Raw genomic sequence first — 18,985 nt, 5'->3', positions numbered from 1 at the left:
ATGCAATTGGTATAAGTTATGCTCGGCTTTTGTTAGTAAAAAAGGTAATTTATGATTGTTGGTTTGGGCACGGATATTGTTGAGATTGCGCGCATAGAGGCTCGCGTTCCAGTGGCTGGCGAGAAGGAGCTACAAACTAATCGTTTGGCTAAAAGAGTGTTAACGCCGTCAGAGCTTGATATTTTTATCAAATCCTCCAATCCTGGCCGTTACTTGGCTAAGCGCTTTGCGGCCAAAGAAGCTGCAGCAAAAGCGCTGGGTACTGGTATTGGCCGCGGTGTGTCATTTCAACATATCGAGATCAGTAATGATGATAATGGAGCACCAAAGATTACTTTTACCGATGGCGCAGCACAAAGGTTAGTGTTGCTTGGCGGTAAGAGCGGTCATGTTTCGATTGCAGATGAAAAACACTACGCTACCGCTACGGTTATCCTTGAAAGCTAGCACTATGAGTTAACATCTAGGCCAAAGTAATTAATTCGTGCGTTATGTCATTGGATTACTGTGAGCAGTTATTTTAACCATCATCAAACTGTTCAAGAAAGGTCTTAGACGGCATAAAGTATAGGCAACCCGTTTTAGCATCTACGAAGTCTAATAGACGATCATAATTGCCGTATTCATCGGCATGGATCATTTGACTGAGCGACGTTTCAATAATGGTCGGCGTAGCTGCAAAGCCTATAAACATGGTGCCATGTTCCATGGCGTTCCCATAAGGACGATTCTGCCTGAGCATTTTGACTTCCAAACCCTCGACTTCAACTTTACTTTTAGCGTTGTGTGCCCATACAGGCTTTTCTTCGTCGGTTAGTTCGACATTATCCATTTTGGTACGACCCACTACTTGCTCTTGGTATTCAGTGGTCTGATTGTCCCAGTCTAGCTGCCTGTCAACATAACGTTGAACGTGCAAATAGCTACCGCCTTGATGAAGATCGTTATCTTCTGCTACCAGCACTGCCATGGCGCGTTCTTCACCATTAGGGTTTTCAGTACCATCGACAAAATCAATCATGTCTCGATTATCTAGATACTTGTAGCCTTGGATATCTTCAACGAGTGAGGCTAATTCACTAAAGCTCTTCATTATGTACTTCGCGGCCTGAAAGTTTAGATCGATACGTTCTGACTTAATCATGATAAATACATCACCGGCAGTGGCAGGGAATAGCCGATCACCATCACTCATCTCTTTGAAGGAGTGAAGTTCTGCAGGGTTGGATAGGAAGGAAATAGTCGCGACCATGCATTGGCTGAGAAACCTATTGAAATATTGAGCCCTGCGGTTAAGTCCTTTTGGTTAATTGATTTTTCGATACCACTTATTGCAGCGATGCAATCGCTAATGGCTTGTTGGTTTATTTGTTGGGTAGTGATGCTGGTTGAGTCTTGTTTGAGGCAAAAAGTGAGATACTCTAGGTGTGTCGACGGGTTAGATAAAACGCCTGACTGAGCGCGTTGGCATAGCTGGGTCATATCAAATTTCCCTATAGGACGGTGACAAATAGTAAGGTTGCTTTACTGAGTGTAGAACAATCATTTTGAATGTTAAAACTTCATTTACGACTTAATCAAGTCTGATGTTAGAAATCATTTTTTGTGAGTTTTCATTGCGATCTTCAAGTCAAATGACGAGTAAGGGACTGCATTGAATATTTACTCTATTAATCGTCGATAAAATCCATTAGGTTAAGGATAAGTTAAATAACAACTATAATTAGACTGATATAAACATGGAGATATTCCGATGAAATCCGCCGTAGAGCAGCTGTCGACCTATAAAAGTGTGCACTTAAACCCAAGCAATATAAAAACTCATTTCTTTGGCGTGCCGCTGATCATCTGGTCAGCTTTTGTAGGCTTCAATCTTATCCCAATCAACTTTACTGTATTTGATGACCCCGCTATTAGTTTTAACGTGGCGACTGTTTTTGCTGCCCTGGTATTGGTGTATTACTTCTTGTTGCACGCAAAATTAGCGTTTGGTTTAACTTTGTTCATTATTCCAGTGCTTTACACTTCTAGTATTGTTGCTCAATATGCTGGTGCCGGCTACCTCGCGATAGCCACCTTTGTTATTGGTTGGATTATTCAGTTTATCGGTCATAAATATGAAAAGGCAAAACCAGCTTTTGTGGATGACTTGAATCAGTTATTAATTGGACCATTCTTTTTGATGGCGGAAGTGTATTTTAAGCTTGGTTTTGAAAAAGAGCTGTTAGCTGAGATCACACCCATCGCACGGGATAAGCGCCGAGCGTTAGAAGCTGGGAAGAAAGCTACTTAAATGATAATAAAAAAACGCTAACCGATTGGTTAGCGTTTTTAGTTAAGTTTTTGGCTGCGTATAGTGCTGAGGCAGCACCCGCACCGTTTTCACCATGTTATCGCCCAGCTCTATTACCTCAATGGGGTAGCCGGCAATGCGCATGCTGGTTTTAACCGTTGGGATCTCTTCGAGATGTTCCAATATCAAGCCGTTAAGGGTTTTAGGGCCATCAATTGGAAACTGCCAATCCATCTCTTTATTAAGCTCACGAATATTGATGCTGGCTTCAATTAGAAAGCTACCATCTTGTTGTTCGTTAATGTCTTCGCTCGGAGTCGTGATCATCGAGGTGGTATAATCGCCAACAATCTCTTCGAGAATATCTTCAAGGGTGACTAAGCCCTGAATATCACCGTACTCGTCAACGACCAGCCCAATACGCTCTTTATTTTGCTGGAAGTTGCTCAACTGCACATTCAGTGGTGTGCCTTCAGGGATGAAATAAAGCTCCTTAACGGCACGTAGAAGCGAAGATTTACTAAATTGCCCCTTTGATTGCAGGCGCAGTGCATCGCGTAGGTGAACAAAACCAACTGCGTCGTCTACAGTATCTCGGTATAGCAAAACGCGAGTGTGTGGGCTTTGAATTACCTGCTTATTAATACTCTTAAACTCGTCATTGATATTAATGGCGTAAAGTTCTGAGCGAGGCACCATTACATCTTCAACGGTGACTTTTTCCAGATCCATAATTGACAGCAACATCTCTTGGTGACGTCTTGGGATCAATGCTCCAGCTTCGTGTACTACTGTGCGCAACTCTTCTTGGCTTAGTGCGTCTGAGGTTTTTGTCGAGCGAATACCGACCAGTCGCAGTACTGCAGAAGTAATAAGATTGACCGCTTTTACAAATGGAAGCAGCACTATCAGCAGTAAACGTAGAATATGGCTAGACGGAAATGCGATACGCTCCGGGTGCAGCGCGGCAAAGGTTTTTGGGGTCACTTCGGCGAAAACCAGCACTACCATTGTTAATACACCGGTAGAGATCGCAATACCCACGTCACCAAATAAGCGCAGACCGATAATAGTTGCTATAGAGGAGGCGAGGATATTGACCAGATTGTTACCGATCAGAATAAGTCCAATTAATCTATCAGGGCGCTCAAGTAGCTTTGTCGCGCGAATAGCGCCTTTATGGCCGCTTGATGCCAAATGACGTAAACGGTATCTATTTAGGCTCATCATGGCTGTTTCAGACCCTGAGAAATAGGCTGAAAGTAAAATCAAGACGAACAGAACAGATAATAGTACGCCAGTGGATATTTCGTCCAAGAGTTGGAGCTCCGCTGTGGATTAATTAAAACCGTAAAAAATTAGTAATTACAGATATTTCGAAAACATGTCAAGTTTGGCTCAATACTGAATCGATTGAGCCAACTGACGAGAGTGGGATTAGCCGAGGATTAACTCTTTAACAATACGGGCACCAAAGTAGGCGAGCGATAGTAAAACACCGCCAGTCAAGGTGTATGCAACGGCTGTTCTAATCTTACAACCGACCCAATATTGCTGCGCTAGCATACCTATATACACACACCATGCAAGGATAGACAAAATCGCTTTGTGGCCTTTACCCTCTTCGAACATGTCATCAAGGAATATGAAGCCCGTTGCCAGTGCTAAACTTAATAGGATGACACCGACAATCACTAAGTGGTAAAGCTGCTTTTCAACCGTCATTAATGGCGGCATTGCTGACGTCATAATCAGCTTTTTGTTTTTTAGTCGATGTTGAATGATGGCTAATTGGATAGCATAAAGCGCTGCAATCATTAAGGCACTGTATGCCATTAGTGACAATACAACATGTACTAATACGTCTGGGTGGATCTCAAAGTGAGTGATGTATTCTGGTGGAACAAGCCATAAAAGGGCGACGGAGATCACCGAGCAGGCATAAACCACAGGTACCACAACGATAACCTTGAGACGAAACAGCAATATGGTAAAGCTAAAGGTGATAATCCAATTCACCAAAGAGATGACATTGGTCAGGCTAAAGTTTTGCCCATCACCAGTAAATACCGCTTGTGAAAGGGCAGCTGCATGTAGCACAACACCTATAGCTGCAACCCCCGCAACTAATTTCCTGTTTGGTCCATCTGCGTGAAAAAGGCGAGTCGCGACGAGAACCAAAGCAATACTGTAAAAAAACATGGCTGAAGCTGAAAAAATAACCATTGAGTATTAACCTATTGTTTGTGAGCTAATTGTTGTATTAGCTTGTTGGCCCTAACCAAAAGTCAAAGCAGACTAAACGCTATCTATATTAACTTGATTCATCCATAAGTTAAATTACTGAATCACAAATCGTAACGTACAAGTTTCTATTCTTAAGCCCTAGGGTTTTAATCACATAAACCCAGTGGTTAGGTTAACATGAGCTTGGGTTATTTGGGCAGTGACATTGGTTGCAAAAATAGGCTGAATCTATGTCTTAGGTCAGTTTTTTCATAAAATGTCGTCGATAGGGCTGCTGTAAGGCAAGTTACTTGGCTCATTGAGTAGCATAATATCTGGGCATCGCTATAATACTGCCCATCAATATCAATTTAAAACGGTAAAGAACTGGATAATGTTTGAGAACTTAACTGACAGATTGTCACGTACGCTGAAGAATATCAGTGGCCGTGGTCGCTTAACGGAAGAAAACGTTAAGGAAACTTTGCGCGAAGTTCGTATGGCCCTGCTTGAGGCTGATGTCGCTTTACCGGTTGTGCGCGAATTTGTTAATAGCGTAAAAGAGCGTGCTGTCGGACAAGAGGTTTCTAAAAGCCTAAGTCCAGGACAAGCGTTTATTAAGATTGTCCAGAGTGAGCTAGAAAATGCGATGGGCGAAGCCAATGAGGCTTTGGATCTATCAGCTCAACCTCCGGCAGTGATTATGATGGCCGGCCTGCAAGGTGCGGGTAAAACCACCAGTGTCGCTAAACTGTCAAAGTTTTTGCGAGAGCGAGAAAAGAAATCTGTATTGGTTGTCAGTGCTGACGTATACCGTCCTGCCGCAATCAAGCAGCTCGAAACCTTAGCTGAAGAAGTGGAAGTAGAATTCTTCCCATCTGATGTCAGCCAAAAGCCAGTTGATATTGCAAAAGCTGCGATTGCACATGCCAAGCTTAAATTCATTGATGTAGTGATTGTCGATACGGCAGGTCGCTTACACGTTGATGAAGCGATGATGGACGAAATTAAAGACCTTCACGCGACAGTAAATCCTGTTGAGACTCTGTTTGTGGTTGATGCCATGACAGGTCAAGATGCGGCTAATACTGCTAAAGCCTTTAATGAAGCGCTACCGCTAACCGGTGTTGTCCTGACGAAAGTGGATGGTGATGCTCGCGGTGGTGCAGCATTATCGATTCGTAATATTACGGGTAAGCCGATTAAGTTCTTGGGTGTTGGTGAGAAAACCGACGCGCTTGAAGCTTTCCACCCAGACCGAATTGCTTCGCGTATTCTTGGTATGGGCGATGTATTATCGCTAATTGAAGAAGTCGAGCGCGGCGTTGACCAAGAAAAGGCGATGAAACTTGCCTCTAAGGTCAAAAAGGGCGGTAGTTTCGACTTAGAAGATTTCCGTGAGCAGCTGCAGCAGATGAAGAACATGGGCGGCATGATGAACATGATTGAGAAGCTGCCTGGTGTTGGCCAACTGCCACCAGAAGCGCTTGCTCAAGTTCAAGACGGTAAGATGACCGGACAAATGGAAGCCATTATTAACTCAATGACTCCCGGTGAGCGTCAACGTCCAGATATTATTAAGGGATCACGTAAGCGTCGTATCGCTATGGGGTCTGGGACACAAATTCAAGATGTAAACCGTTTACTTAAACAGTTTACTCAAATGCAGAAGATGATGAAAAAAATGTCATCTAAAGGCGGCATGAAAAAGATGATGCGTGGTATGAGCGGTATGTTACCACCGGGTATGAAAATGCCGGGCCGCTAGTCTATTATTAAACGTCCTGTACAAAATTTTACTGGCTAGAATGAGTTTTCATTCTAGCCAGTAAATCGTTTTTGGCGTAATAAACGTCGATTACGGTTGCATTCGCCGGTCAGTCAGGTAAAATCTGCCGGCTTTCTATCTGGGGCTCTCCGCGAACACGGAGTTTCAGTTTTTATTTTTGCTTGATAAAAAGCAAATCATTAGAGGATACAAAACGCATGGTTACCATTCGTTTAGCTCGTGGCGGCGCAAAAAAGCGTCCATTTTATAACATCGTTGTTGCTGACAGCCGTAACGCCCGTGACGGTCGTTTCATCGAGCGCGTTGGCTTTTTTAACCCATTAGCTCGTGGCCAAGAAGAAGCATTACGCTTAGATCTTGACCGTGTTGAGCACTGGGTTTCTAACGGTGCTGCTACATCTGACCGTGTAGCAAAATTGATCAAAGACGCTCGTAAAGCAGCTGCTTAATAGCGTTAAGGTATAGATTGATGAGCAGTAAACAAGAACCCGTCGTACTTGGGAAATTAGGTTCAAGTCACGGCATTAAAGGTTGGTTGAAGATCACTACCTATACCGATTCTGTTGAAGGTATTTTTGATTATTCTCCTTGGTTGTTAAAAGAGCAAGGTGAATGGCGTGAGGTTAAAGTCCTCCAGTGGCGTATGCAAGGTAAAGCGGTAGTCGCTTGTCTTGAAGGCGTAGAAACACGGGATCAGGCTCAGGCTCTTACAAATTGTGAGATTGCCGTCACCCCTGAACAGATGGAAGTTTTGCCAGAAGATGAATTCTACTGGCGAGATCTTATCGGATGTGAAGTGGTGAATACCAAAGGCTATAACATGGGTAAAGTTCAGGAGATCGTGGAAACAGGATCAAATGACGTACTTCTCGTTAAAGCAAACGCAAAAGATGGCTTTGGCAAAGCGGAACGAATGATCCCCTTTGTTACCGAACAGTTCATCCAAAAGGTGGACTTGACGGCAAAACAGATTTTAGTGGATTGGGATCCGGACTTTTAAGTCGAGGTAGAGCAGATGTGGTTAGGGGTAGTAACCCTGTTTCCGGAGATGTTTCGTGCCGTAACAGACTTTGGTGTAACGGGTCGTGCAGTTAGTAAAGGATTGCTAGAGATGCAAACGTGGAATCCTCGTGATTTCACCCATGATAAACATAAGACAGTGGATGACCGCCCATACGGTGGTGGCCCTGGCATGTTAATGATGGTGCAACCTCTACGTGATGCCATCCATGCAGCGAAAGCTGCAGCTGGAAAAGAGGCAAAGGTGATCTACCTTTCTCCTCAAGGCCGTAAGCTGACACAGCAAGGCGTTGAAGAGTTAGCAAAATCATCCAGTTTGGTCTTAGTGTGTGGACGATACGAAGGTGTCGATGAGCGCATTATACAAACTGAAGTGGACGAAGAGTGGTCAATTGGAGATTACGTGCTTTCGGGCGGTGAACTTCCAGCGATGACTTTGATTGATTCAGTATCGAGACTTGTTCCTGGCGTGCTAGGAAAGAAGGCTTCGGCAGAGCAGGATTCCTTCTCTGACGGTTTACTGGATTGCCCCCACTATACGCGTCCTGAAAGTATGGATGGGCTGGATGTTCCAGCCGTGTTACTAAGTGGCAACCACGAACATATTAGACGCTGGCGTTTGCAACAAAGTCTCGGAAGAACTTTGTTAAGACGACCAGAATTACTTGAAAATCTAGCTCTGACTGGCGAACAAGAGCAGCTTTTAGCTGAATTTGTTGACGACATCAAACAAGATGCTTAGTCGAAGCGCAGTTATTACTAGTATGGAGTTTATTTAATGAATAACATCATCAAAATGCTCAACGAAGAGCAAATGAAAACCGACGTACCAGAATTTGGTGCCGGTGATACAGTAGTTGTAAAAGTACGTGTTGTAGAAGGCGGTAAAGAGCGTCTACAGGCGTTTGAAGGCGTTGTAATCGCTAAGCGTAACCGCGGCGTTCACTCTGCATTCACAGTACGTAAAATCTCTAATGGTGAAGGTGTTGAGCGTGCGTTCCAGACTCACAGCCCAATCATCTCTAGCATCGAAGTTAAGCGTCGCGGCCGTGTTCGTCGTGCTAAGCTTTACTACCTACGTGAGCGTTCAGGTAAGTCTGCACGTATCCGTGAGAAGCTTTCAACTAAGTAATTACTTTTTAGTAATAATTAGTTTAGCTAAAAAAAGATGCAGTGTTCGCACGAGAAACCGCCTATATGGCGGTTTTTTGTTGGCTACGATTTTATTCCGATTCTAAATACTCATAAGCAATGCATTGGATCAGATACTCCAATCTCATCGAAGCGCTAAACCAACACCAATAATTTTCATTATTTAAATTTGCTGCTTGATCTTAGCCTTACTCGCTGGCATAGTGCTTCTAAAGTGTAATGGTGTAGCATTACGGCGTTACAGTAAAAGATTAAATTAACGGTTAACTCTGCAAATTAGTTTGCAACAGTAGAAGACTTCAATCAGGTGATAAGCATGCAGCAAGATACAATTAACAACGTACATATTAGTTCAGAGAAAGTGTTGGTGACTCCAGAGGAGTTAAAACGTGACTTGCCGCTATCTGCACATGCTAGTCAATACGTGATTAATGCGCGTAAAACTGTATCGGATATTGTTCACAAAAGAGACAATCGAGTGTTGGTGATCTCTGGACCTTGTTCAATCCATGATATTGATGCCGCTAAAGAGTACGCGCTGAAACTGAAAAAACTGCATGATGAGTTGGGTGATCAGTTCTACGTGCTGATGCGAGTGTACTTTGAAAAACCACGCACCACTGTAGGTTGGAAGGGGATGATCAACGACCCGGATATGGATGAATCATTCGATGTTGATAAAGGCTTGCGTAAAGCTCGTGAATTAATGATTTGGCTTGCTGAACTTGAGCTACCGGTAGCTACTGAAGCACTTGACCCTATTAGCCCACAGTACATGTCTGAATTGATCACTTGGTCGGCAATTGGTGCACGTACAACAGAATCACAAACTCACCGTGAGATGGCATCGGGGCTATCGATGCCGGTTGGCTTTAAAAATGGTACCGACGGCAAACTAGGGGTGGCAATAAACGCGTTAGAATCAGCCGCTAGCAGCCACCGTTTTATGGGAATAAACCAAAAGGGTCAGGTGGCTTTGTTGCAAACTGCCGGTAACCCAGACGGGCACGTGATTTTGCGCGGCGGTAAAGCGCCAAACTATGATGCAAAGAGTGTTGCTGAATGTGAGCAGCAGTTACATGCAGCCAATTTAAATGCACGTTTGATTGTCGACTGTAGTCACGGTAACTCTTCAAAAGATCATAATAAGCAGACGCCAGTGTGTGAAGATGTATTCAAGCAAATTGTTAATGGCAACCAGTCGATTATTGGTGTAATGCTTGAAAGCCACCTTAATGCGGGCAAGCAGAGTAGTGATTTGCCGGTTAATGAACTTGCTTATGGCGTATCTGTTACCGATGCATGTATCGATTGGCAGACGACTGATACATTATTGCGCAGTGGAGCGGCAGACTTAGCTTCTGTATTGCCTACAAGGTTTGATATGCTGAAAGTAGCAAACGGCTGATGAAAGAGAGAGTCATGAACGAGAAGACCACTGCAGAGCTTGAAAACCTAAGAGGCTTGATTGATGGCGTTGACCAGCAATTACTGCACTTACTCAGAAAGCGTTTAGATTTAGTCGCGCAAGTAGGCGCCGTAAAGCACGGTGCAGGCCTTCCTATCTATGCACCGCAACGCGAAGCGAATATGTTAGCTAAAAGGCGCGCGGAAGCACAAGCGATGGACGTTGCGCCGCAACTTATTGAAGATATTTTACGGCGTTTAATGCGCGAGTCTTACCTTAATGAAAAGGATGTTGGCTTCAAGCAAGTTAAAGCTGATTTAGGACACGTGGTCATTGTTGGTGGTGAAGGTAAGCTTGGCGGTTTATTTTCGCAGATGCTTACATTATCTGGCTATGAAGTTAAGTCATTAGATAAAGACGATTGGGTCAATAGCCAAACTATTTTTGACGGCGCTGGTCTCGTTATTGTTACCGTGCCTATCAATATCACCTGTGAATTGATTGCCACTAAGCTGACTCAATTGCCGAGTAACTGTATTCTTGCAGACTTAACTTCAATTAAGAGTGCGCCTGTTGAAGCTATGTTAGCAGCCCATAGTGGTCCAGTTATGGGGTTACACCCAATGTTTGGCCCTGATGTAGGTAGCCTTGCTAAGCAGGTTGTTGTGGTTTGTCATGGCCGCGGTGAGTCTGAATACCAGTGGCTTATCGAACAGATTAAAATCTGGGGTGCACGCATTGTTGAGACAGAGCCTGAAAAGCATGACAAAGCGATGCAACTGGTGCAGGCGATGCGCCATTTCTCTTCATTTGTTTATGGGCTTAACCTCTATAAAGAGGAAGCTGATATTGAGTCGCTGTTGCAGTTTAGCTCGCCTATTTACCGCTTAGAATTGGCGATGGTAGGTCGCTTGTTTGCCCAGAGTCCAGAACTCTACGCTGACATCATCTTTGCTCAAGAGGATAGTTTAGTTGCTATTAGTGACTACCTTGATAATTACTCACAGGCATTGCAGATCCTAAAGTCTGGCAACCGAGAGGCTTTTGTTAAGCAGTTTGAAGAGGTTGCAAAGTGGTTCGGTGACTTTGCACCGCAGTTCCAGCGTGAAAGTAGGGCGATGCTACAATCAGTAAATGACATGAAAACAGGTTAATCTGATTTGAGTTTTTGTGAGAGATAAAAGGAGCTGCGGCTCCTTTTTCTGTTTTGATGTTAAAACAGTCAATTATTGCCGATAACAAATCATTCTTATACTCACCATCAAAATTCGCTTTGATAACTTCGACGTTGAAACAAACTTGCTCGGGAATAAAGAGTGTCAAAATATGATGCTGATACCAACTTCATTCGCGCTAAAGATAGTGGGAATGAGAGGCGTTATCAGACCCGTTCTTATCTATATCAATTAACAAGTCAATATCGGTCAATTTGTATAATTTAGCCATCACTTAAAGTGATCTCTTTCATAGTTTTACTCTTTGTCTATAAAAAGTGCTTTTGCAATTTTTCAATCGGCGTAGACTTAGCTTTAAAGATGCAAATTATATGCATGTATTAAGTATTAGGAGTAAGTGTAGTGTTTTGTATTCAATGTGAGCAAACAATTAGAACGCCTGCGGGCAATGGCTGTAGTTACACTCAAGGCATGTGTGGAAAGTCGTCTGATACATCAGACCTGCAAGATCTTCTGATTTACATTCTTCAAGGTGTATCAGCATACGCTGTACGTGCACGTGAAGTCGGTGTTATCGATCATGAGATTGACACTTTTGTGCCAAAGGCATTCTTTGCGACGCTAACGAATGTTAACTTCGATGATGATCGTATTATTGAGTACACTGCACAAGCAAACACTTTCCGTAGTCGTCTACAAACAGCTTATGAAGCTAAATGTGCAGAGCTTAATATTGAAGCTAAGGCACCAACAGCAACAATGCAGTTGGTACTTGGCACAACTAAACCTGAGATGCTAACACAAGCTCTTCAAGCTGCACCTAACCGTGGTAAAGATGAAGTCCATGAAGATATCATGGGTTTACGTTTACTTTGCTTATACGGCCTTAAAGGCGCCGCGGCTTACATGGAGCATGCTCGCGTTCTTGACCAAACTAATGATGAAGTCGCTGGCGAATTCCACGAAATCATGGCCTTCCTTGGTGAAGATTCTGTAGATGGTGACAAGCTATTTGAAACTGCAATGCAAATTGGTCAGCTAAACTACCGCGTTATGGCGATGTTGGATGAAGGCGAGACTCATGCATTTGGTCACCCAGAGCCAACTCAAGTGAACACCAAATCTGTAAAAGGTAAAGCGATTTTAGTGTCTGGTCATGACATGAAAGATCTAGAGCTTATCTTGCAACAAACTGAAGGTAAGGGCATCAACGTATTCACTCACGGTGAAATGTTACCAGCACTTGCTTACCCAGAATTGAAAAAATACCCGCACCTTGTAGGTAACTACGGCAGTGCATGGCAGAACCAACAGAAAGAGTTTGCGACTTTCCCTGGCGCTGTAGTTATGACTTCTAACTGTATTATCGACCCTAGTGTGGGCGATTATTCAGACCGAATCTTCACTCGTAGTATTGTTGGCTGGCCTGGTGTTAGTCACATCATCGGTGATGATTTCAGTGCTGTTATCGCTAAAGCTGAGGCTTTAGAAGGTTTTGCTTATGATGAGATCCCCCATCTAATCACTATAGGCTTTGCTCGTAACGCACTTATGGCTGCGGCACCAACCGTGATTGATAATGTGAAGAGTGGTGCTATTAAGCATTTCTTCTTGGTTGGTGGTTGTGACGGTGATAAAGAGGAGCGTGGCTACTTCACTGATATAGCTACTCAAGCGCCTGATGATTCACTGATCCTGACTTTAGGTTGTGGTAAGTACAAGTTCAACAAACTTGAGTTTGGTGATATCAACGGTATCCCACGTTTACTGGATATTGGTCAGTGTAACGATGCTTACTCAGCAATCCAACTTGCAATTGCACTTTCAGAAGCATTTGAATGTGACATCAATGAGCTTCCTTTGACCTTGGTACTGTCTTGGTTTGAGCAGAAAGCGATTGTGGTATTGCTTACGTTACTATCTCTAGGAGTGAAGAACATTCTTACTGGTCCAACGGCGCCAGCGTTCCTAACTGCAAACCTCGCCAACGTGTTAGAAGAGAAGTTTGGACTGCGCACTACAACAACTGTAGAAGCGGATCTTAATCGCATTCTAAACGTGGCATAACTGCGCGTTTAGTTGGTGATGAGTTAGTAAAAATGGCCATTCATATGTGGCCATTTTTATATCAGTAATATTGACTAGGTTAAAGTGATATGACTAATAGTACGAATGGGCAAACCAATGCCCCTTTTACCGCTGAGAAATGGCAGGCTGGCGAACATCAATTGGTTTGTGTCGAAAAGTGGCATGAAACGCACGATGTCATCAGTTTTCGCTTCCAAGGGGTAAAACCGGTAAAGTTTCACTTTAAGCCGGGACAGTTCCTCACATTATTGCTAGAGATTAATGGTGAGAAAATCGGTCGCAGCTACACTATCAGCTCATCACCATCTCGCCCATTTTCGATTGTGCTTACAGTTAAGCAGATTGAAGGTGGCAAAGTATCTAACTATCTTGCTAACAACCTAGACGTTGGCCATGTTGTGCGCGCGCTTGGCCCTGATGGTGCATTCAACCTGATAGATATCGAAGCTGATAAATATCTGTTTCTAAGTGCTGGCTGCGGGATCACGCCGATGTACTCGATGTCTAGATGGTTAGCTGATACGCAAATTAGCCCTGATATCGCTTTTCTACATAGTGCTAAGTCAACTAAAGATCTGATTTTCAAGCAATCGCTTGAGCAGATGGCTGATCGCAGTGACCAGTTTAAGCTTAACTATCTGTTAGAGACTCTAGATAATGAGCCATGCGCTTATGTCGATGCTGAAGCTGGACGGTTATCAGCTGACAATTTGCAGCGCCTTGTTGCAGATTTTCAGAGTCGCACTGTATTTGTGTGTGGCCCTGAGCCTTATATGGTGGCAGTCAAAGCACTACTTGAATCATTAAACTTCAATATGGCGCAGTTTAATCAAGAAAGCTTTGGCTCGTTTAAAGGCGATCTTGGTGAGCTTGCAGCGGCAAAAGAGGTTGTTGTAAGTGATGAAAAGAACGGCTTTATGTTACAAATTGGCGACAGAACTCGGGCACTTTCTAGTGAGCAAACTGTGCTTGATGGTGTTGAGGCCGAAGGTCTACCTATTATTGCTGCATGCCGTTCAGGTGTCTGCGGTGCTTGCAAATGTAAGGTTGTAGAGGGTGAAACTGAATCAACCAGCCAAATGTCATTGACTGCAGATGAGATAGCACAAGGCTACGTATTAGCTTGCTCAACTAAGTTGAAGTCTAACGTCACGCTAGAACTTTAAGCCATGCTCAGTGAAGAATGTTAAGTAATTCCAAATAAATCAGTAGTGAAAGTTGCGAAACTCACAATGAGAAAGTAAGGTTAAAGGCAGGACGTGATGTAATTTACGCCTGCCTTTTCTTTTTTGGTGGAGTGGAATATGGTATCAACAACGCATACTGAAGCTTTACCTTTAGAAGACAAAAGCCTTGCTCATATGCTTTACGGGCTAATGGCCTGCTTCCCAATTGTATTACTCCCCGCAGTACTAAGCTTATGTATTAACTTAAACCAACGTCCAAATACCCTAAGCTCTATGCTGGCATCCCATCTTAGATGGCAGCGGTGGTCGATTATCAGTATGTTGCTGGTTATGGCCGTCGGCTACTTAAGTAATCAACCTTGGCTAAGTACAACACTATATGTTGCTGGTGCTGTGTGGTTTAGTGGCCGGATTTTTAAAGGCTGGTTGAGCCTAATCGAAGGTCGCTGTATTTAACCTTTCCATTGCCTAGCGTTAATTTATGAGTGTTGCCTGTGACCAGTTATGAAATCCTTTGTCTGCTATCTGCGCTTTCTTTAGTTATTTCACTAATATCTTCCCGCTTACACCGATGGCAAGAAACCATTACCATCACAGCATTAGCCTTATTGTTGAGCCTACTCATCTTAGCGGCAGGAAAGATCTTTGGGGTATCGGTTTATTCAAGTTTGGTAACAGATCTCGAACAGCTAGATTTTAAAGCGCTGTTGCTTAACGGAATGCTGGGTTTTTTGCTGTTCGCCGGCGCGCTGCAAATAAAACTGCAGGTACTTAAAAAGCAACGCTGGGAGATATTCATTCTAGCCTTTGCCGGCACGCTTATCTCGACGGCTGTTATTGGCGGTGTGCTTTATTGGGTTTCCAGTTTATTAGGTTTACCGCTTCAACTTAGCTACTGCTTGTTGTTTGGGGCACTCATATCACCAACCGATCCGATAGCAGTGTTGGCTATTATCAAGCAACTCGGTGCGCCTGAAGATGTTGCGACTCAAGTTGAAGGCGAGTCATTGTTTAATGATGGTATAGGCTTAGTGATTTTTGTTGCAATCTCACAGGTCGCCTTTTCCACTGAGCCGTTGACGGTCACGGGTATTGCAGGTCTATTTTTACAAGAAGCGGTTGGTGGCGTCATTTATGGTGCTATTCTCGCCGCAGGCTTACATTTTATGCTGGGCTTCTCTGAAGACAAAACTCAGTATCTGTTGATGACTCTATTGCTGCCCACTGCTGGTTATGTGGTTGCAGATATGATTGGCGTTTCAGGGCCTTTAGCCATGGTCACGGCAGGGATTATTGCTGGTAATTTGAGTATTCCTAAATTGCTTAAAAAGAACGAGTGCGTAACGCTAGAGAGTTTTTGGGGGTTGATTGAATCTTTCTTTAACTCACTTCTGTTCTTGCTGTTAGGTCTATTATTGCTGCTTATTGATTTCGATGCTGAGCTTTGGTGGTTTATGTTGTTATCAGTCCCTATTGTGCTGCTAGGCCGTTCAGTGAGTGTTTACTTGCCATATTTGGCTTTTCGCCGAGTAAAACATTACAACTCTTTTGCTGAAAAAATTCTAGTTTGGGGTGGGCTAAGAGGTGGCTTAGCTTTAGCTATGGCGATGAGTTTACCTACAGGAGTGATGTTGGCATCAGGGGGAAGTATTGATTTGCGAGAGCTATTGATGGTGATGACCTACGCCGTGGTAGTATTTTCCATCTTGGTTCAAGGTACAACTATTCCTCGTCTTATTGATAAGAGCAATGCCGAAGATAAAGGCACGATGTAACACGATAACGGCCGTGAGCATAAGTGCTTACGGCCGTTAATATTAGCGGATTTTAACGGTATAAATTGTTGAGTAGATCGTTAAGTAGTGTTTGTTGCTCCTCGCTATTACCAGCCTGTTCAACGTTGGCGAGATTGACTATGATGCCATCGCCACCTAGTTGCTTAATTGCGGTGCTAAAGCCTGCTAGCTGCGCAGTTTCGACCGCGTAGCTAGGGTTGACCAGTACAGGTAGATGGCTGGCAGTTTTAAGCTGTACTAACGCTGCTAAATCTAGAGACGGCTTGCCTGAATTATTCAGTGTACTTACCCCTGACTCACATAGGGCCAACTGCTGATTGCCTTGACTCAATACCACTTCAGCAGCATCTAACAAGTCATCGACACTGGCCATGGTATTGCGCTCAACGATGACTGGCAGTAACAGTGACCCTAACTGAGTGAGTATTGCTTGGTTATACATTTGCGTGCCTGATAATATAATCGCATCAGCTAGCTGAGCTGCTACGGCTAAATCAGTTTCATGTTCAACCATTAAAATACATACGAGCCCAAACTGATCTAAGGTCTTTTTAAATTGAGATAGTGATACAAGCAGTTCACTTTGCTGGCTTAAACCTTGGATCACTACTGCTTGGAATCCAGCTTCTTTTAGTGTTTTGGCACGTTGCTCGAACGCGGTAATTTCGAAAGGCAAATGCAGTTGAGCAACGGCGGCTAAATGGTTGTTACCTATATTGAGCTGGCCACAAACTATCTCGGTTGCTTGGGTTTTATACTCTTTACTATAGCGTTTCTCTTTGGTCGATGCAGTGCTCGCTATAGTGCTTACCTTTGATGTGCTAGGCTCAATCATTAATTGGCTATTGGTCAGTTGTGTTGGATTAACCGTTTCACATGGGTAGCAGCCCAATACCTTTATAAAGCGTGTGGTTCTTTCTAGCTCTTTTAGAGCCGCTTGCATTGGTTCACTTGAAAGGTTAGCGTCGATGTCTAGATAGAACATCTCTTCCCACGGAGTACCTGGTATTGGACGTGACTCTAGTTTGCTCATGTTTAGGTTTCTAGCCTTTAACACCAATAAAGCTTCGACCAAGGCGCCTGGCTTTTGTCCTGTGGCCATAATCAAGGTACATTTTGCAGGTAACTGCTCAGGAACATCAACAGCTTTACGGGCGACAACGATAAAACGGCTTTGGTTGATTTTTTGATTGGCTAGGCCACTCTCGATAGCCTCAAGTTGATATAAAGCGCCGCCCTCACTGCTACCAATCGCAGCAACACTGTTATCTTGAGCATTACAAACCATATCCATTGCTTCAGCGCTACTAGAGCAATACTCTAGCTTTAAATCACCATGTTGACTCAGGTATCGGCTGCATTGACTAATGGGTTGTGGGTGAGCATAAACAGTCTTTACATCATTGATATTGGTGCCACTTTTCGCTAGCAGACAATGTCCTACTTCAATGGTCGTTTCGCCGACAATGGCTAAACTTGTGTGTTGCAGAACATCGTATACTTCGTTGATTGAACCTGAAGAGGTATTTTCTATTGGCAGAAAGCCATAATCTGCATGGCCAGATTCAACCGCTTGCACTATCTCATCAAAGCTTTGGCAGCCTAAATCTTGCATTTCTACTTGGCGTCTGTCGCAGTATCGGCTTGCTGCTAGATAGGAGTATGAACCTCTAGCTCCAAGATAAGCGACGCAATATTGTTGCTGTTGAGTTTGTGGGTTGGCGCGGCCATGTAAGTAGGCTTGCTGGTTCAAAACCGAGTCTTCAATGATGCTTTGATAAAGCGAGATAACATAATGCGCATCTAACCCTTGTTCGCGGCCTTGCTTAACGAGGCGAGCAAGCAGTTCTTTTTCACGGATCGTATCGCGTATAGGTCTAATATCCACTTCTTTACTACGAGCAACATCTAAACTTAATTCTCGACGTTTAGCCAGCAGAGCTAAAAGATCATTGTCGAGAGACGTTATCTGTTCTCGAGTGTGGTTTAAAGGTTGTGGTTTGCTCATTAGTGCCTCTACATCTTATTTAGTGCGCTTAGAATCAAAAAAGCCTCCCGTGTGGGAGGCTTTGGAATTTTCACTTTCGTTTTTACACCGAAATTCCGCCTCCGAGGGTGGGGGGCATAAAAAAGAAAGTAAAAAACGCAGTTTGGATTTTGTTCATGGAATTAAACTAAAGCGGAGAAGGTTTACTGTCAATCAAAACTTGGGCTATTTGAAAACTTTGTAAGAAAAAGCGCACCAGAGGTGCGCTTTTGGACAAAAGTTAATAATGAAATCAAGCTGCGTATTCCTCCTCTATGTTGTCGTCAAAACCGTCATCAATGGCATCATCTTCTCTTTTAAGTGTTGCATGACGTTGGCTTTCTGGTTTGTGTGTTAGGCGATTTAGCTGTTTCTCCAGCTTTTGTCCCATTGCATTGATTGCTGCATATAGGTCTTCATGTTTCGCCTGGGCAAATAATTTGGCACTTGGAATGCAGACAGAAGCTTCAATCTTAAAACCTTGTTTCTCCTGTAGTATGATTACATGTGGATTAATAAGCTGCACATCGTGTCGTGCTAATTTTGCTAATCTTGCTTCAATACGTTCGCGGATAGATTCAGTAACTTCGAAGTGCTTGCTAGTAATCTTTATCATATGTCGAACCTTTTGTTGTTTCCTTGAATTCAGACTAACAATCTCACTAACGAAAGTCGTGATCTAAATCACGTTTCACACTGTCTTTTAAATCGTTCGCTTTTTATTTGATCACTTAGACAAATATAGTCAATAACTGCCAAAATTTCCTTGAAAACCCCGAGAAACAGGTTCATATTTGAATGGATAAGGACTCACTCAATTAGCCG

General features: G+C 43.5%; 19 protein-coding genes and 1 other annotated feature. Of the genes, 13 read left to right on the top strand and 6 right to left on the bottom strand.

The genetic code is table 11. The features are described 5' to 3' along the window. The first annotated feature begins 51 nt into the window (after positions 1 to 51). Positions 52 to 447, top strand: coding sequence for a holo-ACP synthase (acpS, locus tag AB4238_RS00990; protein WP_372030683.1), 396 nt, complete (start codon positions 52 to 54; stop codon positions 445 to 447). A gap of 73 nt (positions 448 to 520) precedes the next feature. Here acpS and AB4238_RS00985 read toward each other — a convergent pair whose 3' ends face one another. Next, positions 521 to 1,195, bottom strand: coding sequence for a Dyp-type peroxidase (locus tag AB4238_RS00985; protein ID WP_372030682.1), 675 nt, complete (start codon positions 1,193 to 1,195; stop codon positions 521 to 523). Continuing rightward, positions 1,192 to 1,482 (bottom strand): hypothetical protein, encoded by a 291-nt coding sequence (locus AB4238_RS00980; RefSeq protein WP_372030681.1) that lies wholly within the window; start codon positions 1,480 to 1,482, stop codon positions 1,192 to 1,194. Before AB4238_RS00980 ends, AB4238_RS00985 begins: the two co-directional genes overlap by 4 nt. Positions 1,483 to 1,753: 271 nt before the next feature. Here AB4238_RS00980 and AB4238_RS00975 point away from each other — a divergent pair, with 271 nt between their 5' ends. Then, a complete protein-coding gene (locus AB4238_RS00975; protein WP_372030680.1) occupies positions 1,754 to 2,293 on the top strand; it encodes a DUF962 domain-containing protein in 540 nt (179 codons plus the stop codon). Positions 2,294 to 2,335: 42 nt separating this feature from the next. Here AB4238_RS00975 and AB4238_RS00970 read toward each other — a convergent pair whose 3' ends face one another. Both AB4238_RS00970 and AB4238_RS00965 read right to left on the bottom strand, forming a co-directional pair. Beyond that, on the bottom strand, positions 2,336 to 3,610 hold the full coding sequence (locus AB4238_RS00970) for an HlyC/CorC family transporter (RefSeq protein ID WP_372030679.1): 1,275 nt from the start codon (positions 3,608 to 3,610) through the stop codon (positions 2,336 to 2,338). A gap of 120 nt (positions 3,611 to 3,730) precedes the next feature. Then, positions 3,731 to 4,519 (bottom strand): inner membrane protein YpjD, encoded by a 789-nt coding sequence (locus tag AB4238_RS00965; protein WP_220738975.1) that lies wholly within the window; start codon positions 4,517 to 4,519, stop codon positions 3,731 to 3,733. A 394-nt stretch (positions 4,520 to 4,913) separates the two neighbouring features. Between AB4238_RS00965 and ffh the strand changes: the two genes are divergently transcribed. From ffh to AB4238_RS00910, 11 genes are all read left to right on the top strand, one after another. Beyond that, entirely contained in the window at positions 4,914 to 6,287 is a 1,374-nt protein-coding gene (ffh, locus tag AB4238_RS00960) for a signal recognition particle protein (RefSeq protein WP_372030678.1), read from the top strand. Positions 6,288 to 6,505: 218 nt separating this feature from the next. Beyond that, positions 6,506 to 6,757: a 30S ribosomal protein S16 gene (gene rpsP, locus AB4238_RS00955; protein WP_044556030.1), complete on the top strand. Its 252-nt coding sequence runs from the start codon at positions 6,506 to 6,508 to the stop codon at positions 6,755 to 6,757. Positions 6,758 to 6,777: 20 nt separating this feature from the next. After that, positions 6,778 to 7,308, top strand: coding sequence for a ribosome maturation factor RimM (gene rimM, locus AB4238_RS00950; protein WP_020913793.1), 531 nt, complete (start codon positions 6,778 to 6,780; stop codon positions 7,306 to 7,308). Between the two features lie 15 nt (positions 7,309 to 7,323). Next, positions 7,324 to 8,070: a tRNA (guanosine(37)-N1)-methyltransferase TrmD gene (gene trmD / locus AB4238_RS00945; RefSeq protein ID WP_371989311.1), complete on the top strand. Its 747-nt coding sequence runs from the start codon at positions 7,324 to 7,326 to the stop codon at positions 8,068 to 8,070. 36 nt (positions 8,071 to 8,106) lie between these two features. Continuing rightward, entirely contained in the window at positions 8,107 to 8,460 is a 354-nt protein-coding gene (gene rplS, locus AB4238_RS00940; RefSeq protein ID WP_020913791.1) for a 50S ribosomal protein L19, read from the top strand. 336 nt (positions 8,461 to 8,796) lie between these two features. After that, positions 8,797 to 9,888, top strand: coding sequence for a 3-deoxy-7-phosphoheptulonate synthase (locus AB4238_RS00935; RefSeq protein ID WP_372030677.1), 1,092 nt, complete (start codon positions 8,797 to 8,799; stop codon positions 9,886 to 9,888). Between the two features lie 14 nt (positions 9,889 to 9,902). Continuing rightward, a complete protein-coding gene (gene tyrA / locus AB4238_RS00930; RefSeq protein WP_372030676.1) occupies positions 9,903 to 11,042 on the top strand; it encodes a bifunctional chorismate mutase/prephenate dehydrogenase in 1,140 nt (379 codons plus the stop codon). 423 nt (positions 11,043 to 11,465) lie between these two features. Next, positions 11,466 to 13,130 carry a hydroxylamine reductase gene (gene hcp / locus AB4238_RS00925; RefSeq protein WP_372030675.1) on the top strand — a complete coding sequence of 555 codons (1,665 nt, stop codon included), beginning with the start codon at positions 11,466 to 11,468 and terminating at the stop codon, positions 13,128 to 13,130. Positions 13,131 to 13,219: 89 nt separating this feature from the next. Further along, complete coding sequence (locus tag AB4238_RS00920) at positions 13,220 to 14,317, top strand: FAD-binding oxidoreductase (protein WP_372030674.1); 1,098 nt, start codon at positions 13,220 to 13,222, stop codon at positions 14,315 to 14,317. Between the two features lie 138 nt (positions 14,318 to 14,455). Beyond that, positions 14,456 to 14,794, top strand: a complete 339-nt coding sequence (locus AB4238_RS00915; RefSeq protein WP_371989301.1) for a hypothetical protein — start codon at positions 14,456 to 14,458, stop codon at positions 14,792 to 14,794. 38 nt (positions 14,795 to 14,832) lie between these two features. Further along, entirely contained in the window at positions 14,833 to 16,113 is a 1,281-nt protein-coding gene (locus tag AB4238_RS00910) for a cation:proton antiporter (RefSeq protein ID WP_372030673.1), read from the top strand. A 52-nt stretch (positions 16,114 to 16,165) separates the two neighbouring features. Here the strand turns inward: AB4238_RS00910 and pheA are convergent, their stop codons facing one another. Together pheA and hpf are read right to left on the bottom strand one after the other, a co-directional pair. Next, a complete protein-coding gene (gene pheA / locus AB4238_RS00905; protein WP_372030672.1) occupies positions 16,166 to 18,142 on the bottom strand; it encodes a prephenate dehydratase in 1,977 nt (658 codons plus the stop codon). Positions 18,143 to 18,175: 33 nt separating this feature from the next. Then, positions 18,176 to 18,294 (bottom strand) — a sequence feature (Phe leader region). A 119-nt stretch (positions 18,295 to 18,413) separates the two neighbouring features. Then, complete coding sequence (gene hpf / locus AB4238_RS00900) at positions 18,414 to 18,776, bottom strand: ribosome hibernation-promoting factor, HPF/YfiA family (protein ID WP_372030671.1); 363 nt, start codon at positions 18,774 to 18,776, stop codon at positions 18,414 to 18,416. Positions 18,777 to 18,985 lie beyond the last annotated feature (209 nt).

Source organism: Shewanella sp. 10N.286.45.A1, from assembly GCF_041470405.1.
In the GTDB taxonomy this organism is placed as follows: domain Bacteria; phylum Pseudomonadota; class Gammaproteobacteria; order Enterobacterales; family Shewanellaceae; genus Shewanella.
The sequence above is the reverse complement of the archived record's forward strand: the minus strand, read 5'-3'. Positions and strand labels throughout refer to the sequence as shown.

Coding starts and splice junctions, on each gene's coding strand:
- acpS (WP_372030683.1), top strand. CDS start 52: ATGATTGTTGGTTTGGGCACGGATATTGTTGAGATTGCGCGCATAGAG.
- AB4238_RS00985 (WP_372030682.1), bottom strand. CDS start 1,195: ATGAGTGATGGTGATCGGCTATTCCCTGCCACTGCCGGTGATGTATTT.
- AB4238_RS00980 (WP_372030681.1), bottom strand. CDS start 1,482: ATGACCCAGCTATGCCAACGCGCTCAGTCAGGCGTTTTATCTAACCCG.
- AB4238_RS00975 (WP_372030680.1), top strand. CDS start 1,754: ATGAAATCCGCCGTAGAGCAGCTGTCGACCTATAAAAGTGTGCACTTA.
- AB4238_RS00965 (WP_220738975.1), bottom strand. CDS start 4,519: ATGGTTATTTTTTCAGCTTCAGCCATGTTTTTTTACAGTATTGCTTTG.
- ffh (WP_372030678.1), top strand. CDS start 4,914: ATGTTTGAGAACTTAACTGACAGATTGTCACGTACGCTGAAGAATATC.
- rpsP (WP_044556030.1), top strand. CDS start 6,506: ATGGTTACCATTCGTTTAGCTCGTGGCGGCGCAAAAAAGCGTCCATTT.
- rimM (WP_020913793.1), top strand. CDS start 6,778: ATGAGCAGTAAACAAGAACCCGTCGTACTTGGGAAATTAGGTTCAAGT.
- trmD (WP_371989311.1), top strand. CDS start 7,324: ATGTGGTTAGGGGTAGTAACCCTGTTTCCGGAGATGTTTCGTGCCGTA.
- rplS (WP_020913791.1), top strand. CDS start 8,107: ATGAATAACATCATCAAAATGCTCAACGAAGAGCAAATGAAAACCGAC.
- AB4238_RS00935 (WP_372030677.1), top strand. CDS start 8,797: ATGCAGCAAGATACAATTAACAACGTACATATTAGTTCAGAGAAAGTG.
- tyrA (WP_372030676.1), top strand. CDS start 9,903: ATGAACGAGAAGACCACTGCAGAGCTTGAAAACCTAAGAGGCTTGATT.
- AB4238_RS00920 (WP_372030674.1), top strand. CDS start 13,220: ATGACTAATAGTACGAATGGGCAAACCAATGCCCCTTTTACCGCTGAG.
- AB4238_RS00915 (WP_371989301.1), top strand. CDS start 14,456: ATGGTATCAACAACGCATACTGAAGCTTTACCTTTAGAAGACAAAAGC.
- pheA (WP_372030672.1), bottom strand. CDS start 18,142: ATGAGCAAACCACAACCTTTAAACCACACTCGAGAACAGATAACGTCT.
- hpf (WP_372030671.1), bottom strand. CDS start 18,776: ATGATAAAGATTACTAGCAAGCACTTCGAAGTTACTGAATCTATCCGC.